The 13,940-nt window shown below is 43.4% G+C and carries 15 protein-coding genes; 7 read left to right on the plus strand and 8 right to left on the minus strand.

Annotated features, from left to right (window positions below; all coding sequences use genetic code 11):
* Nucleotides 1–120 precede the first annotated feature (120 nt).
* Nucleotides 121–1,008 (minus strand): LysR family transcriptional regulator, encoded by an 888-nt coding sequence (locus tag J4N40_RS16670; RefSeq protein WP_017635852.1) that lies wholly within the window; start codon nt 1,006–1,008, stop codon nt 121–123.
* A 105-nt stretch (nt 1,009–1,113) separates the two neighbouring features.
* Here J4N40_RS16670 and J4N40_RS16675 point away from each other — a divergent pair, with 105 nt between their 5' ends.
* The 3 genes from J4N40_RS16675 (at nt 1,114) to J4N40_RS24560 (ending at nt 3,098) form a co-directional block, all read left to right on the plus strand.
* On the plus strand, nt 1,114–2,307 hold the full coding sequence (locus J4N40_RS16675; protein WP_213872382.1) for a multidrug effflux MFS transporter: 1,194 nt from the start codon (nt 1,114–1,116) through the stop codon (nt 2,305–2,307).
* Between the two features lie 175 nt (nt 2,308–2,482).
* Nucleotides 2,483–2,830: a hypothetical protein gene (locus J4N40_RS16680; RefSeq protein WP_005375501.1), complete on the plus strand. Its 348-nt coding sequence runs from the start codon at nt 2,483–2,485 to the stop codon at nt 2,828–2,830.
* A 133-nt stretch (nt 2,831–2,963) separates the two neighbouring features.
* Complete coding sequence (locus J4N40_RS24560) at nt 2,964–3,098, plus strand: hypothetical protein (RefSeq protein WP_017635854.1); 135 nt, start codon at nt 2,964–2,966, stop codon at nt 3,096–3,098.
* Between the two features lie 127 nt (nt 3,099–3,225).
* Here J4N40_RS24560 and J4N40_RS16685 read toward each other — a convergent pair whose 3' ends face one another.
* From J4N40_RS16685 to J4N40_RS16695, 3 genes are all read right to left on the minus strand, one after another.
* Nucleotides 3,226–3,840 carry a glutaredoxin domain-containing protein gene (locus tag J4N40_RS16685; protein WP_053303774.1) on the minus strand — a complete coding sequence of 205 codons (615 nt, stop codon included), beginning with the start codon at nt 3,838–3,840 and terminating at the stop codon, nt 3,226–3,228.
* A 43-nt stretch (nt 3,841–3,883) separates the two neighbouring features.
* The gene (locus J4N40_RS16690) at nt 3,884–4,741 is read right to left on the minus strand and encodes a DMT family transporter (protein WP_005375542.1); all 858 of its coding nucleotides are present in this window, start codon (nt 4,739–4,741) and stop codon (nt 3,884–3,886) included.
* 464 nt (nt 4,742–5,205) lie between these two features.
* Nucleotides 5,206–6,177 carry a porin gene (locus J4N40_RS16695; protein ID WP_005375535.1) on the minus strand — a complete coding sequence of 324 codons (972 nt, stop codon included), beginning with the start codon at nt 6,175–6,177 and terminating at the stop codon, nt 5,206–5,208.
* 609 nt (nt 6,178–6,786) lie between these two features.
* Between J4N40_RS16695 and J4N40_RS16700 the strand changes: the two genes are divergently transcribed.
* Nucleotides 6,787–7,845 (plus strand): porin, encoded by a 1,059-nt coding sequence (locus J4N40_RS16700; RefSeq protein WP_062730933.1) that lies wholly within the window; start codon nt 6,787–6,789, stop codon nt 7,843–7,845.
* Between the two features lie 221 nt (nt 7,846–8,066).
* Entirely contained in the window at nt 8,067–8,681 is a 615-nt protein-coding gene (locus J4N40_RS16705; protein WP_017635857.1) for a fumarylacetoacetate hydrolase family protein, read from the plus strand.
* Here the strand turns inward: J4N40_RS16705 and J4N40_RS16710 are convergent.
* The 3 genes from J4N40_RS16710 to J4N40_RS16720 form a co-directional block, all read right to left on the minus strand.
* A complete protein-coding gene (locus J4N40_RS16710; protein ID WP_005385193.1) occupies nt 8,678–8,989 on the minus strand; it encodes an AzlD domain-containing protein in 312 nt (103 codons plus the stop codon). The genes J4N40_RS16705 and J4N40_RS16710 overlap by 4 nt on opposite strands.
* Nucleotides 8,989–9,699, minus strand: a complete 711-nt coding sequence (locus J4N40_RS16715) for an AzlC family ABC transporter permease (protein ID WP_062730935.1) — start codon at nt 9,697–9,699, stop codon at nt 8,989–8,991. Before J4N40_RS16715 ends, J4N40_RS16710 begins: the two co-directional genes overlap by 1 nt.
* 79 nt (nt 9,700–9,778) lie before the next feature.
* Nucleotides 9,779–10,606, minus strand: coding sequence for an AraC family transcriptional regulator (locus J4N40_RS16720; RefSeq protein ID WP_250654593.1), 828 nt, complete (start codon nt 10,604–10,606; stop codon nt 9,779–9,781).
* A 229-nt stretch (nt 10,607–10,835) separates the two neighbouring features.
* Between J4N40_RS16720 and J4N40_RS16725 the strand changes: the two genes are divergently transcribed.
* Together J4N40_RS16725 and J4N40_RS16730 are read left to right on the plus strand one after the other, a co-directional pair.
* A complete protein-coding gene (locus J4N40_RS16725) occupies nt 10,836–11,468 on the plus strand; it encodes a LysE family translocator (RefSeq protein ID WP_005375522.1) in 633 nt (210 codons plus the stop codon).
* Between the two features lie 79 nt (nt 11,469–11,547).
* Entirely contained in the window at nt 11,548–11,970 is a 423-nt protein-coding gene (locus tag J4N40_RS16730; RefSeq protein ID WP_213903485.1) for a GNAT family N-acetyltransferase, read from the plus strand.
* A 99-nt stretch (nt 11,971–12,069) separates the two neighbouring features.
* On the opposite strand, the gene J4N40_RS16735 is transcribed toward J4N40_RS16730, so the two are convergent.
* Nucleotides 12,070–13,764 carry a phospho-sugar mutase gene (locus J4N40_RS16735; protein ID WP_025768465.1) on the minus strand — a complete coding sequence of 565 codons (1,695 nt, stop codon included), beginning with the start codon at nt 13,762–13,764 and terminating at the stop codon, nt 12,070–12,072.
* Nucleotides 13,765–13,940: the final 176 nt, after the last annotated feature.

The following is a 13,940-nucleotide window of genomic DNA, read 5'->3' on the forward strand; positions in this document are numbered from 1 at the left end:
ATGCATCAAATAAACTATCGGTTACTAAGGCAGATTTTTCAAATTTTGTGAACGAACAAATCATTATTTTCATGTTTTTATGCTTGAACCTTTTAAAGCTATAACGATAAAAACGCTAAGCTAGGCGCGCTTCTCCTCTTCCAATCGTGATTTGAGATAATCGAGGAATAGCTTAGTTCGGGTATGCTGATAATCCAGCTTTGGATAGTAGGCATATACAGTGGCTTTATCCGCTGTGATATCGGGCAGGATAGGGACTAACGCGCCGGATTTGAGATCATCTTTGATCATGACGTTGTTCGTCATCAAAATACCCATGCCTCTTTTGGCGCCATGAAACAGCGCTTCTGGGTTGGTCGTGGCAAAGTTACCGGACAAGCTGATACGTTTGCCTCGATTTGTTTTGATTTCTCGTGAGGGTTTTTCTCCCCAAATCAGGACATTATGCTCTGTCAGATCCTCAACGCATTGTGGTGTGCCATATTTCTTTAGGTAACTAGGCGCGGCGTAAAACTGGGCTTTATGTTCGAAAAGTGCAGTAGCTTTGAAACTTAGAGAGTTCAGTTGCTCTAATTCCCGGCTAATAAACAGGTCTAAGCTTAGCTCTGGCAATTGGCCTGGTAGCGTTGTTGTTAATTGAAGTGTGATGTCTGGATATTTCTCAAGAAAATCATCAAGATAATGAACTAGAAACTTGGAACCAACGGCCAGCGTTGCCCCAATTTTTAATAGTCCCGCTGGTGATTGGTTGACTGAGCGAGTTTCATCTAATACCGATTGCCATGAATCAAGCTGACTTTTTGCTCGTTGATAAAACAGCGCACCAGCTTCAGTTTGGCTAATTGAGCGGGTCGTACGTTTGAGTAGTTGAACGCCAATTTTATCTTCTAGCCATTGAACTCGCTTACTGATAGCTGAGCTGGTGGTATTGAGTTTCCGCGCTGCGGCATTAAAGCTACCTTCTTCGACCACACGAATATAACTCTTCACGCTTTGAATCCAGTCCATTGTATCTCCTTGGGAATTAATTCCTTTCCAACTTAGCTGATTATCATCTTTGAGTATCAAATATACACTGTTTGCCATCAATCTGTCACAAAGTAGGAGGAACGTTTGCGTAAAACACCATTGTTATTAGCGATGATGATCATTGCCACAGGCCAAGTTGGCGTTAGTATTTATCTTCCTTCTTTGCCATTGATTGGTCATGACTTGAATTTACCGCAACATTCGATTCAGAATCTCGTCACGCTATTTCTCGTTGGCTTCGGTATCTCTCAGCTTTTTTACGGCCCATTGTCTGATGCGATTGGTCGTCGGCCAGTGTTTATTCTGGGGCAAAGTGTATATCTAGTTGGTACGGTTATTTGCATCGTGTTTTCGGACAACATTGTTGCCCTTGAAGCGGGACGGTTACTGCAAGGCCTAGGAGCGGGCAGCGCTTCGGTACTTGGTCGGTCAGTACTGCGTGATAGTTATGACGGTATGCAATTAACCAAAGCGCTATCTTATATTTCAGTCACTGCTTCAGTGATGCCAATTATTGCTCCGCTGTTTGGTGGCTGGATTGCTTTTCACCTGAGTTGGCATGCTGTCTTCGTGTTTGTGCTGATTTACTTAATGGCAATTTTTACACTTGGTTTATTGGTGCTGCCAGAAACGCTGCCTTATCCGAAGAGAAAATTTAAAGTAGGCGAAGTAAGCGCGAACTATTTGCGTCTGTTAACGAATACACAAGTGATTGGTAGTGCGAGCTACAACTGGCTTAGTTATTTATCGGCTCTGGTTACGCTCTCCTTGTATCCATTTTTAATGCAACAAGAGTTAGGATTAACGGCGGCAGATTACGGCTCTTTGATGATCATACCATCAGTTGGTTTGCTGACGGGTAGCTTAGTGCTGAACTTGATCAATGCTCGTTACAAAGCTCAGCAAATCTTGCTGATGAGTTTCGCGATTGTTGCTGTTGCAGGCTTCATGTTGTTGGTTACCCCCTTCAGTGTATTTTCATTGCTGACGGCATTCACGTGTTTAAGTTTTGCTCAAGGAATGTCATTCCCGGTCTCGATCAGTTTGCTACTTTCACCACATAAGCAACAGGCAGGCGCGGTTTCTGCGCTATCTGGTTCTATTCAAATGTGTTTAGCAGGTTTGTTTGGTGGGTACTTAGTAGACTCATGGGTTACGAATCAGCAGCAGCTTGGGGTGTTTTATTTGTTTATTGCGTTACTTTCTTGCTTTGTTCTTGTACTAAGCCAATTTCGTAAAGTGCCAGAAGGGACGGTTCAAGCAGAAACTTCCATCTGAATATACTTGCAACCAGAAGGTCGGCTTTCTAAAATGCGCAGCTAAATTAAGTCTGGCCTGTTGTGTATACTGAATGACTTGGTTTGAAAGGAAGAGGGCGAACCTTGATACTCTCTCAAGCTTGGAATACATTTCTGCCCAATGGCTATCCGATCTCTAATCGTTAGGTGAAAGAATGCAACAAAACGAATTTGAAACACTGGTAAAAGAAATTACTCAGCAAGAAAGCATGCCAAAGGCACTTGAAATCTTGAAGGCGTGTGAGGAAGAAGAAGTTGCACAAGCGGCGCAATCCCTAACGGGTCAGTTTGGCCTTGCAGAAGTTGATGGTGAGAAACGTATTTACCATATTACCACTCAAGAAGATGAGTCCGGAGAAGAGCAAGAATACGTAGAGCACGTCATGAATGAAGGCGATCACTTGATCAAGTTTGCTGCGTGGTTCTTTGAAACATTCTTTGAAATCAAACAGAAAGATACGTACGTCGCAGCGGGTAAAACATACCAACAACCTAAGCGATAGACGCTCATTTCAAGAAATCCACGAAAATCAAACTGAAAGTTAATTACAGAATAAATGTGACTAGAGTCTTGTTTTTATCTAATTGTGGTGTAAAATTACAACATAGTTAAGTCAATACATTCAGGAGAAGGTCATGGGTAACGAACTTGGTGGTGCTTATATTGGCCAGATGATTGCAAAAGACGCGATGCACAAAGCGCTTTACGGTAAAGCGAAGAAGAAAAAAGCTTCTGTTTTTGCTCGTGTTATTAAAAAACTGGCGAAATAATTTAAAAAGCCCTGATTGAAAAATCAGGGCTTTTTGCTTTTCTCTGTTTTGTTGTTAGTAAGTAGCCAACATATTGCACAACATTGGCAAAACGCTACTCAAAGACTGATGACATTTAAATCTAGAATTACGCGGATTGGCTTGGTATCTCCACAACATTGTTAGGCACTTTATCTAGCCCCTTTGCTGATAACCACTTCTCTAAATCGTCAGCCCCTCCAATATATTTTCCATCTAACCAAATTTGCGGCACTGTTACCGGTGTTTTTTCGCCAATGATGGCTTTTACTTCAGGAATCATGCGGTATAAGGCGGCGCTGTCTTTAACTACATCATGGTACTCATACTGAACGCCAGCCTCGTCAAGTAATTGTTTGGCTTTGACACAGTAAGGGCAAGTTGCTTTACCATAAACAATGTTGCCTTTTAGCTCATCGCGTTTTACCCACTCAGCAATAACAGACTGTACAAGCACACCCCGATTCAATGCTTCTCCTTGACTGATAACTTTCCCTTCGACAAGAAGAATGGGTGCATGCCAAGCCCCCGCTTTTAATGGTTCCCACCAGTGAGATAACCAATCTTTTATCTCGAGTTCAACGGGCACATCGGCTAGTTCGTTTTCAAAAGTATCCTTTAAAATATCTTTGGTTAATGTACATTCACCACAAGGAATATTGACTTTGAATGGGCCCCAACTACCAGCCCAGCGATACAGTGTAATTTTGATTGGTTGACTCATATGGGTTCCTCATTTCCTTTCCTGAAAATATAGAACTTTTAAATTAGATTTTTCTTTCAACTAACTTTGTCTTTTTCGCTTCCCAATGCGTAATAAACGCAATAGATGCAATAATAATCGCAGCACCTAACCATAAACGACCAGGTGGCACCCAACCAAACACCAACCAACCAGCAACAACATTCAAAGGCAGTTTGGCGTGATCAAATGGTTGCACAAATGAGGCGTCTGCTACTGCATATGCTTTAACGATAGCCCATTGAGCGAGTGCTGTAAGTGCACCTGCGGCTAAAAGCACACCCCATATCGTCCACGTATCTGGCATAGTAAACGTCGGTATCGCTAACAAGATATTAAATGGCGTTATCAGCAGTAATAAATAGACGACCATGGTTGAAGGCGGATCGTTTACCGACATTTTTTTAACCATTAATGAATACGCTGCCCAGAAAAATGCGGCGCCAACAGGGAGCAGGGTCGCCCATGTAAATGAGTCTGCCCAAGGCTCAAGAATGATCATGGCACCAACAAACCCCGTCAATGTAGCGAGCCAGCGTGCAGTACCTACTTTCTCTTTGAGTAACAAGCCAGAACCAACTGTGGCAAATAACGGAGAGGTCATGAGAAGTGCAATGCCTTGCCAAATTGGAACTGGGTAAGCGAGAGCCCATAACCAAAGTTGAATCCCGATAACAGAGAGAAAAATGCGGAATGCATGCCAGCCAAAGTGTTGGGTTCTTAAAGAACGTCTAATCCCAAGTGTACGTAGGTAGGGCAGAATAACAAATAAGGCGATTGCATATTGGAATAACGCAAATGTGGTGGAGGAGACACCAAAGTTGATGCTAGCAATTTGGGCGAAGCTGTTCACTATGGCGAATGCCAAGCCAGCTGTTAGCATCCAGGACGCACCTTGAACAGGATGATGATTCAATTGAAAAATTCCAGTTTGATAGAGGTGGCGGGATCATACGTCCTATTGTTTTTCGCGCCAATAAAAAAATGCCTCCCAGAGGGAGGCGACATTACCAATTCAAAGGACGTGCCTGTTATAACAGGTACAAAGAACGAGAAGCACAAACGCTGCCATGCATTTGCATAAATAATATTGCAGAACACGTGCCAACTTTTATCTGTTTGATTTTAAATGGTTTTTTGGTTTTTCTATGTTGTCGATTAGATGAAATGCACTAACTTAGTGATCAATCGCATTAAAAGAGGGCAGAAGTAGGCGTCGTTACGCTCGTTTTTCATTGCTGAGCGATGCTTGGATAGTGTGAAAACTTATCGAGTTGTGTTGGGTTAAACAAAAAATGGCCAGCAAAGGTGCTGGCCAAGTGGACTCGCTCTTAGGACAAGAGTGAATTAGAAATCGTAACGTACGCCTAGGCGCAGTGTATCTTCGCCTTCTGTTACTAGACCTGTTGTTGCATCTTTTGCTTCATCAAGTTGGTTGATGTAGTAAGACAGGTAAGTACGGAAGTTGCTGTTTAGTTTGTAGTAACCAACAAGCTCGATACCTTCAACGGTGTCGTACTTTGAACCGTTGTCTGGATCATTCTCTTGAGCTGTGTATAGAGCTGCAAGTGTCACTTTGCTTGCTACTTTGTAGCTTGCGACTAGCTCGTAAGCCGTAAAGTCTTCAGAGTCAGTCAGGGAACCTTGAGAATAAGTACCTGCTAGGTAAAGGTTGTCCATCGAGTAAGCGATACCACCTAGAATTTGATCTTCAGAGTTATCTTTATCTACATCGCCACCAGAGTATGCAAGACCAAAGTCGAGGCCCATTGGTAGTGAGTACATTCCAGAGATGCCGTATTTATCTTCGTTATCGCTAGAGTTTGCTTGGTAGGTTGCTTGAAGTTGTAGTGCATCAAACGCACCACGGTATGCGAAAACGCTGTCTTGCTTATCAGACGACGAATCAATAACTTGCTGAACACCAGAGAATTCTGTGATATCCGTCATGTCAGAGATGATGACTGCAGCCATGTCTTGACGACCTACAGAGAAAGCACCGATATCAGAGTCGACGCCTGCATACATGTAGCGGTTTTTGAATTCACTCTTGCCCGTTTTTTGTTCGGCTTCGTAAACACCGAAAGCAGAAAGGCCGTTGCCGATGTCTGTTTTACCTTTTAGGTTAAGACGAGCACGGCTTTTATCTTCCATGGAACCTTCAACTTCAGCACCGTCTGAACCGATGAAGTCACCACGAAACTCAACGCGGCCGCCAACTTTTAATTCAGTACCGTCGTTTTTGTATACAGTTGCTGCGAATGATGGTGCTGATACCAATGCTGTAAGAATTGCAGTAGTTAGTGCTGCCTTTTTCATTTTCTTATTACCCTAGTTGTAATCGATGGGCTTTCTTGCCCGATGTGTTGATGACGCTAAGGTAAAGGCTGAAAATGAAAGATAGATTTCTGTTAAGTTATGATTTGATTGCACTTTTATTGCTGGCGAGAATAAGTGCCCCTTCTCATACCACTTATAAAAAGAAAGGTTTATCTTTTTTGAGGTTTTTTCCTCTCCGTTGAAGACTGTGTTTTTTTCAAAAAGTTCCTGAATTGTTTCTTGACCCTAAATGTAAGTAAACATTTCAATTTGGCAGGGAAGTTTGGCCTAAAAATAGCGAATCATCAGCTATTTGTGAGCTAACTCTCTCTAAAGCATTTCTTATTGTAAGGTTTTTATTTCTCGATTTTTTGAAGGCTAAGTAAACGATTGCTTTTTAGGTTTTGTCTGAGATCTTTTCACTCGGTTGTCAGGAACTAATCAAATAAAGTGTCGGCAGTTGTTACACAAAGGTAAAACTAATCTGGTGGAAACGATGCCTCGGATAGCCTTTGTATTCCTCTCTTTGTTCATCATTTCGTTTTTACGAAAGTGAACCAAAGCCGGGTCTAAAACTGACTAACCAACTAATAAGTAATGGATTTAGAAATGAATAAAAAATTATTAGCAGCGGCAATCGCGGCAGCAACCTTCGGTACTCAAGCAGTTGCAGTGGAACTATATAATAACGATGGCACAACATTTTCGATGGGCGGCCACGTTTCTGTTAATTTAAATGGATCAGAGCAAGGTGACACGGATGTGGGTACTAACTCTCCTCGTATCAATATCTCTGCGACACAGGATTTGGGTAATGGCTTCACCGCAGACGCACGTGGTGAATGGGCGCTAAACTACTTAGACGGTGGTGAAGAGTCGTTTAAAACTCGTCTAGGTTACTTAGGTATAACGCATGAGGTTTATGGTCGTGCAGTAGGTGGTACGCAATGGTCACCTTACTACGATGTCGCAGGTATTGCAGATATGCCAATCGCGTTTGCCAACGACTTCATCTATGACGATCATGGAAACCTTGGCACTGGCCGTGCGGATAAAATGCTTTCTTACCGTAATGCCATCGAGCTGGGTGAAGCGGGTGTGATCAACTTTGGTCTTGGTTGGCAGGGTGCAAACGATGATTACACGCGCAACGATGCTGGAGTTATAACTGGCGGTGCTAAATACGATGACCGTGTGCAAGCTGCGCTTTCTTACTCAATCATGGGCGCTAAAATCGGTTACTCTTACAATGGCGGCGATTTCCAGCACCCTGCATATGCAGGTAAGCACACGGCGGAATCACACGTTGTATCAGCATCTTACGGTGCGTACGGCCAAGGCCTATTCCTTGCTGCAGTTTATGGTTCAAACGAAAACATGAACTTCAGTGTAAAAGGTGACCGTTTAGAAGAAAGTGATGCGTACGAGGCGATCATCGCATACGCTCTGGCGAACAGCCTAAACTTGAGTGTTAACTATGAGATGGTGGAAGGTAAAGAGTTTAAGAACTCTAAAACAGAAACTGCTCGTGAAGAAATGGCACTACAAGCAGAATACAACTTCACGCCTAAATTTGTTGGTTACGCGGGTTACCAGTTTGACCTAAATGACGACAATGGTCGTGAAACTGATGACAAATGGGCGTTAGGTGCTCGTTACTACCTATAATAGGGTTTAGCGAGAACTATTATTCAAGCTCATTGATCTAAAGCCAGCCTCGTGCTGGCTTTTTTGTCTATTTGTTTTACAAATACTTTGCTGTTTCAATTAGATGATACAAAACTCAAAACGGGGTGAATGTCTTATTTTTTACACTAGAGGTTGCTATTTAGTGTCGTTAAGTCAATAGGTTAGATTATGATGGGATTTTTGTTTTGCAGGGAAGAATGATGAGTGTTATTCAAGTTGAAGAAAAGAAAGTAGAAGTGGGTAAAGTGCTTTGTGTTGGACGAAATTACGTTGAACATATTCATGAGCTTAATAATGCAATGCCTGAGCAAATGGTGGTATTTAATAAACCCGCAACTTCCGTATCAACAACTCTGCGTTCATTCCATCAAGAGCCCCTTCATTATGAGGCTGAAATCTGCTTTTTGATCAAGGATGGACGTTATTCAGCGGTTGGTTTGGGATTGGATCTGACCAAGCGTGGTTTGCAATCCTCGCTTAAAAATCAGGGGTTGCCGTGGGAGCGAGCTAAGGCATTTGATGGCTCTGCTGTGTTTAGTCGGTTTGTCTCTTTGGATAACATTGATATCAATGATCTTAACCTTGAGCTCTTAATCAACTGTGTTCGTGTACAAAAAGGTCACGTTAACCAAATGCTCTATCCGCCGCTAACTATCCTGGATGAATTAACCAGTTACACAACACTTCAAGATGGCGATGTAGTGATGACTGGTACACCAAAGGGCGTTGGTGAGGTACATGAAGGTGACATCTTCCTTGGTCGATTAAAGTGTGGCGATGTCACCTTGTTGGAGATTGAGTGGTTGGCGGATTAAAGCCAAATTCGTAGAACGAGAAATACCACCATACTGATAACCGTCGTTAAAAGAACATTTTTAGTAAAATACGCGATTAAAGCAGCCAGTACGGCAGCCAGTAAAAATGGGTTTTGCACATTGACGCTGAGCTCCCCATCGGGAATGAAAACGATCGGTGCCCAGATCGCAGTCAGTACTGCGGGGCTAGCGTAATTGAGTACTTTTTGAGTGCGCGTCCCTAATCGCAATGGTAGCTTGGGTTCTAAAAACAAGTAGCGGCTGGTGAAAACAAGTACCGTCATCAGCAAAATAGCCAACATGATCATTAGCGTTTCTCCTTTACTTGTTCCACAAAGTAACCAGTAAGCATGGCTAAAATGCTCGAAATCATCAAACTTCCCTCAATTTGATAATAGGTTAGGGCAACTGAGCTCACCAAAGCCACAATAACACTCGCGAGCACCGCTGCATTTTTAATGGTGGGTACTACTATCGCGATAAAAGTAGCGGCTACAGCAAATTCCAAACCCATTTCGTTCAGTTCAGGGATTAGACTTCCCGCAATAATGCCCGTCAATGTCGCGACATTCCAAAACAGGTAAAAACTCAGTCCAGCCCCAAGTGCATACCAGCGATTAAATTGTTTATCGGAATGGTGGCCTACAATCGCAAACAGCTCGTCAGTAAGTAAGAAGCCGAGTGATAATCGCCATTGTAGAGGGAGCGGTGCAATTTTACTGCGCATCGATACACTGTAGAGGAAGTGTCGAGAGGTGATAAAAAACGTTGTCAGTAACATGGTCACTAGACCTGCTCCCGTTTTAATCATTCCCATCGCGACGAGCTGTGCAGAACCTGCGAACAAAATGGCGGATAGTGCTTGTCCTTCCAAAGGGTGAAGCCCAGTATCAATTGCGAATGAGCCTGCGAGTAAGCCCCAAGGGAGCACTGCGATACTCAGAGGCATCATCGCAAGTGTACCTTGCCAAAATAGCGTGGCTTTTGATTCTTTTTGTAACGGCAAAGTGTGGTCCATAGTTTCTTCTTATTTATTCCTAAATCAGATTACCAAGATAGCTCGGTAGTCGCATAACGCCTTGTACAATATTGCTGCTTTAGCTGTGACGGACGTATTGGCCGGGAGTGACGCCCATGGCTTTTTTAAAGTGTCGATGCAGATGGCTTTGATCATGGAAACCGCATTCTTGTGCCACGTCTGAAATTTTTTGTCCCATTTTTAGTAGCTTCTTCGCCATACGTAAACGTTGCTGAATTTGATAGGCATGAGGCGGAAAGCCAAATTGCTTTTGAAACTCTCTCAGCAGATGAAAAGGGTTTAATCCAGACAGTTTGGCGAGTTCTTCTAGTGAGACGTCCGTTTGTGGAAAGTCTTCCAAAAATTCTCTGACGAGCTGCACTTGTCGCTGAGCTCTGGTTGATTCTTTCAGTGGTGCCCGATGAGTGCTGTGTTTACTGGCTAGCTTGATCAACGTGCCGTAAACCAAAGTTTCTCTCAATAAACGGTTGTCTGATTTTTCTAGTGTTTCAAATACCAATCGTAACTGACTAGCCAGCTCAGGATCGTAAACCACAGGTTGAGGGAAATAGGGCAGAGCTACATTTGGTGAACCAAGCTCTTGTCCTAAAGTTTGAAACTGCTGAGGTACGGGGTACATTGCTTTGTATTCCCAGCCGCCTTCCGAGGCTGAATGCCCGTTGTGTACTTCATCTGCATTAACAAGGATGATGCTGTCCTGTGGCGCGATATGATTCCCGCCCGTCCTAAAAAATTGTTGTGCCCCTTTTTCGATGACACCAATAGTGTAACCTTCGTGGCTATGGCGTGAAAAATTCTGCTTCTCATACTTTGCATCGAGAAGTTCTAAACCGCCGAGCTCTTGAGCTATCTTGAAGGTAGCGATTTCCTTATTCTTTTCTTTCATCTTTATCCGGTCTGCTCAAGAAAATCATTTTAGAAGTGTAACGGATCCATCGTGCTTATTTTTGTACAAAATTGCTATTCGATTTTGATAAACAGGCGAATTGATTGCTATTTTTCAGCTGGGCAAACTATGATTTTTATTTTTTGATTTATCTTGGCTATTTTGGGCTGGATGATGTTATTTTGTTGGTATAACATTCGCCGCCTTGTTGTAGAAAAGCGGTTCCATCATGATTGATTTATCTGTACTTCCTGTTTATCTCACCGCAGTAGTGGCTTTGTTGCTGTTACCAGGGCCCGATATGTTGCTGATAGCGAGTTCTAGTATGAGTTACGGTAAGAAGGTCGGTCTTTTTGCTAGCTTAGGCAATGCGACGTCTGGTGTTATTCTTACTTTGCTTGCTGCGATGGGCGTATCTACCCTGATTGCCATGAGCCCAATAGCCCTTAAAGTCCTTCATCTACTAGGTGGCGCTTACTTGTTAAAAATGGGTTGGGACTGCTTACGAGCTGAGGCATCTTCGGCTCCAGAGCTTGATGGTCAAAACAAAATGGCATCAACTTATTATCAACGTGCTTTGATGAGTAATTTGCTTAACCCTAAAGCCTTGGTCTTTTTTGTAATGTTTTTGCCGCAGTTTGTCTCAAGCAATATCACGGCATCTTCTGGTGAGCAGATGCTAGCGCTAGGGTTATTGTTGAACGTTCTTGGCTTGTCATTCAATTTATTACTTGTTGGGTTAGCAGGCACATTGGGCAAAGGGCTGCTCGAGAACGAAAAATTCCGCACGTATCAACATAAACTAATGGGGTTAGTGTTTGTTATTCTGGCGTTGTGGATGCTGAGTAGTTTCGCCTTGTAAAGTTATCATATTCCATCAGAAAGCCAGCAATTGCTGGCTTTTTGTTTTAGGATATTGGTGTTTCCCAAGGAGAGGATATATGAAGCTTGAATTTTGTTTAAATCCAGATCAAACAGACCTTGATTTTGTTCGTGAAGGTATTCGATCTTATAACCGACTGCATTTACCTGAAGGGGAAGTGCATGCTGTAGGCTGTTTCGCAAAAGATGAGAATGGCAAGATCATGGGTGGCTTGACTGGCGAAATGTTTAAAAATACGGTGTTTGTTGAGTTTTTGTGGGTAGACGCCGAAAGTCGAACCTCTGGTCTCGGTAGTCAATTAATGTCGATGCTAGAACAAAAAGTAAAGCCTCATGGGGTTACCCATGTTTATTTGGATACCTACAGCTTTCAAGCTCTTGAGTTCTATCTCAAATTGGGTTTTGAGAAAGTGGGGCAGTACTCAGGCTATCCTGTAGAGGGCATCCACAAGTACTTTCTACAAAAGGAAATTGTAGGCTAGGGAAAAGCACGGGTTAGCTTGACTTGTTCTAGTGAAAATCAAAAAAGAGGCGCGAATTTGCGCCTCTTGTTGTATCAAATATCTATGTTTCTCTTTGACTTACAAACTTTGCTGGTGCGCGTCGATAAGTTCGTTCATCTTCGCTTCCGCTGCTTGCTGTGCTTGCTCATAGCTCATATCCGCAGGGAAGAGGTTGATGACTTCGTAGTAACATTTTAGTTTTGGCTCAGTACCAGAAGGACGAACAATCACGCGTGATTGATCTTCTAGGTGATAAATCAATACGTCACTTGCCGGTAAGTCAATGGATTCTTCAGAGCCGTCGTCAAACATGCGAACCGATGTTTTTAGATCTTCGGTTACTGCAACTTTTTTACCAGCAATCTCTGTTGGTGGATTTGCTCGGAGTTTGTCGCCGATTGGTGGAGAGTTCGGGTCGAGAGCGATGCTGCGTTGTGCGTTGAAGTAGAAACCGTGCTCGCGGTACAGCTCTTCCAGTTTATCCCACAGTGTTTTGCCTTGTGCTTTAAGCTTGCCTGTTAGCTGTGAAAACGCGACGATTGCAGATAAACCATCTTTATCCCACACCTTGTTACCCACGGTATAACCGAGCGCTTCCTCATAAGCAAACAAGAATGGGTTGGTTTCTGTCTCTTGTTCCATGGCAACGTTAGTAAGCCATTTAAAGCCAGTTAATGTTTGATAGTATTGTGCGCCATGCGCCTTAGCGATGCTGCTCAGCATTCTTGAGGATACGATGGTGTTGCCAACCAAAGCGTTAGGTTGTTGTTCCAGCAAGTAATCGCCAAACAGTGAGCCCACCTGATCACCTGTTAGCATTTGATACTCGCCATCTGGGCGTTTAACTGCCACGGCAAAACGGTCCGCATCTGGATCGTTCGCGCAAGCGATATCGGCATCTACGGACTTACCTAATGCCATCACCATATCCATTGCACCGGCTTCTTCAGGGTTTGGGAAGTTGACGGTTGGGAAGCTTCCATCAGGTTCGCGCTGTTCCTTAACACTTGCCACTTTTTGGAAGCCTGCGTCGGCAAGTAGCGTTTCCGCCATATTCGCGCCAACGCCATGCATTGCGGTGTAAGCAATAGATATATCGGTATTGTTGTCAGGAGTAAGCAGCGCGTTTTCATTCATTGTCTTACGGTAAGTTTGGTAGTAGTCGTCTTCCAACCAAACTAACAAACCGTGCTGTTTTGCATCATCGAGAGACATTAAAGGTAATGGCTTCGTTGTTGCGTCATCAATTTTCGCTGCGATTCCAGAGTCGTGCGGAGGAATAATCTGTGCGCCATTTTCCCAATATACTTTAAAGCCATTGTATTCTGGTGGATTGTGGCTGGCAGTAACAACAACAGCGGCCGCAGCATTCAATGTACGGACACCAAACGCAACAATTGGGGTTGCTGCAACGTCATACGTTAGGTAAACCTTGATACCAAGGGCCGTCAGTACGGAGGCGGTATCATGCGCGAATTGTTTTGAATCGGGACGACCGTCGTAGCCAATAACGACACCACGACTCGCGGCATCTTTGACTTGCTCAAGCAAATAGTTCCCTAAACCAGTGGCGGTCTCTTGAATCACCAAGCGGTTCATTCGGTTTGGACCTGCGCCCACTTTGCCACGTAAGCCTGCAGTACCAAAGGCAAGGCGTGAGCCAAAGCGATCAGTAAGTTCTTGTTCATTGTTCGTATCGACGAGGTGTTGTAGCTCTTCACGAGTCTTAGGATCAGGGTCTCGTTCTAGCCATTGCGTAATTAGTGCTGTCATATCAGTCATTCCTTAGTAGGGGGAGCCTACTTTCTTGGACACTTCGTTTGGTAAGTATCTCAATGTTTTCTTTTAAATCAATGTAAATGGTTCTCAATTACATTTCAAAGAGGGCAATCGATAAACCGAATTAATTTTTCTTATCCGAACAAAATTTAATCATATTTAATTTCTTG

It is taken from the genome of Vibrio sp. SCSIO 43097, assembly GCF_023650755.1.
Classification (GTDB): domain Bacteria; phylum Pseudomonadota; class Gammaproteobacteria; order Enterobacterales; family Vibrionaceae; genus Vibrio; species Vibrio alginolyticus.

Excerpts from the sequence above, each read along its gene's own strand:
- J4N40_RS16670 (WP_017635852.1), bottom strand. The coding sequence starts at position 1,008 with ATGGACTGGATTCAAAGCGTGAAGAGTTATATTCGTGTGGTCGAAGAA.
- J4N40_RS16680 (WP_005375501.1), top strand. The coding sequence starts at position 2,483 with ATGCAACAAAACGAATTTGAAACACTGGTAAAAGAAATTACTCAGCAA.
- J4N40_RS24560 (WP_017635854.1), top strand. The coding sequence starts at position 2,964 with ATGGGTAACGAACTTGGTGGTGCTTATATTGGCCAGATGATTGCAAAA.
- J4N40_RS16685 (WP_053303774.1), bottom strand. The coding sequence starts at position 3,840 with ATGAGTCAACCAATCAAAATTACACTGTATCGCTGGGCTGGTAGTTGG.
- J4N40_RS16690 (WP_005375542.1), bottom strand. The coding sequence starts at position 4,741 with ATGCTAACAGCTGGCTTGGCATTCGCCATAGTGAACAGCTTCGCCCAA.
- J4N40_RS16695 (WP_005375535.1), bottom strand. The coding sequence starts at position 6,177 with ATGAAAAAGGCAGCACTAACTACTGCAATTCTTACAGCATTGGTATCA.
- J4N40_RS16700 (WP_062730933.1), top strand. The coding sequence starts at position 6,787 with ATGAATAAAAAATTATTAGCAGCGGCAATCGCGGCAGCAACCTTCGGT.
- J4N40_RS16705 (WP_017635857.1), top strand. The coding sequence starts at position 8,067 with ATGAGTGTTATTCAAGTTGAAGAAAAGAAAGTAGAAGTGGGTAAAGTG.
- J4N40_RS16710 (WP_005385193.1), bottom strand. The coding sequence starts at position 8,989 with ATGATCATGTTGGCTATTTTGCTGATGACGGTACTTGTTTTCACCAGC.
- J4N40_RS16715 (WP_062730935.1), bottom strand. The coding sequence starts at position 9,699 with ATGGACCACACTTTGCCGTTACAAAAAGAATCAAAAGCCACGCTATTT.
- J4N40_RS16720 (WP_250654593.1), bottom strand. The coding sequence starts at position 10,606 with ATGAAAGAAAAGAATAAGGAAATCGCTACCTTCAAGATAGCTCAAGAG.
- J4N40_RS16725 (WP_005375522.1), top strand. The coding sequence starts at position 10,836 with ATGATTGATTTATCTGTACTTCCTGTTTATCTCACCGCAGTAGTGGCT.
- J4N40_RS16730 (WP_213903485.1), top strand. The coding sequence starts at position 11,548 with ATGAAGCTTGAATTTTGTTTAAATCCAGATCAAACAGACCTTGATTTT.
- J4N40_RS16735 (WP_025768465.1), bottom strand. The coding sequence starts at position 13,764 with ATGACAGCACTAATTACGCAATGGCTAGAACGAGACCCTGATCCTAAG.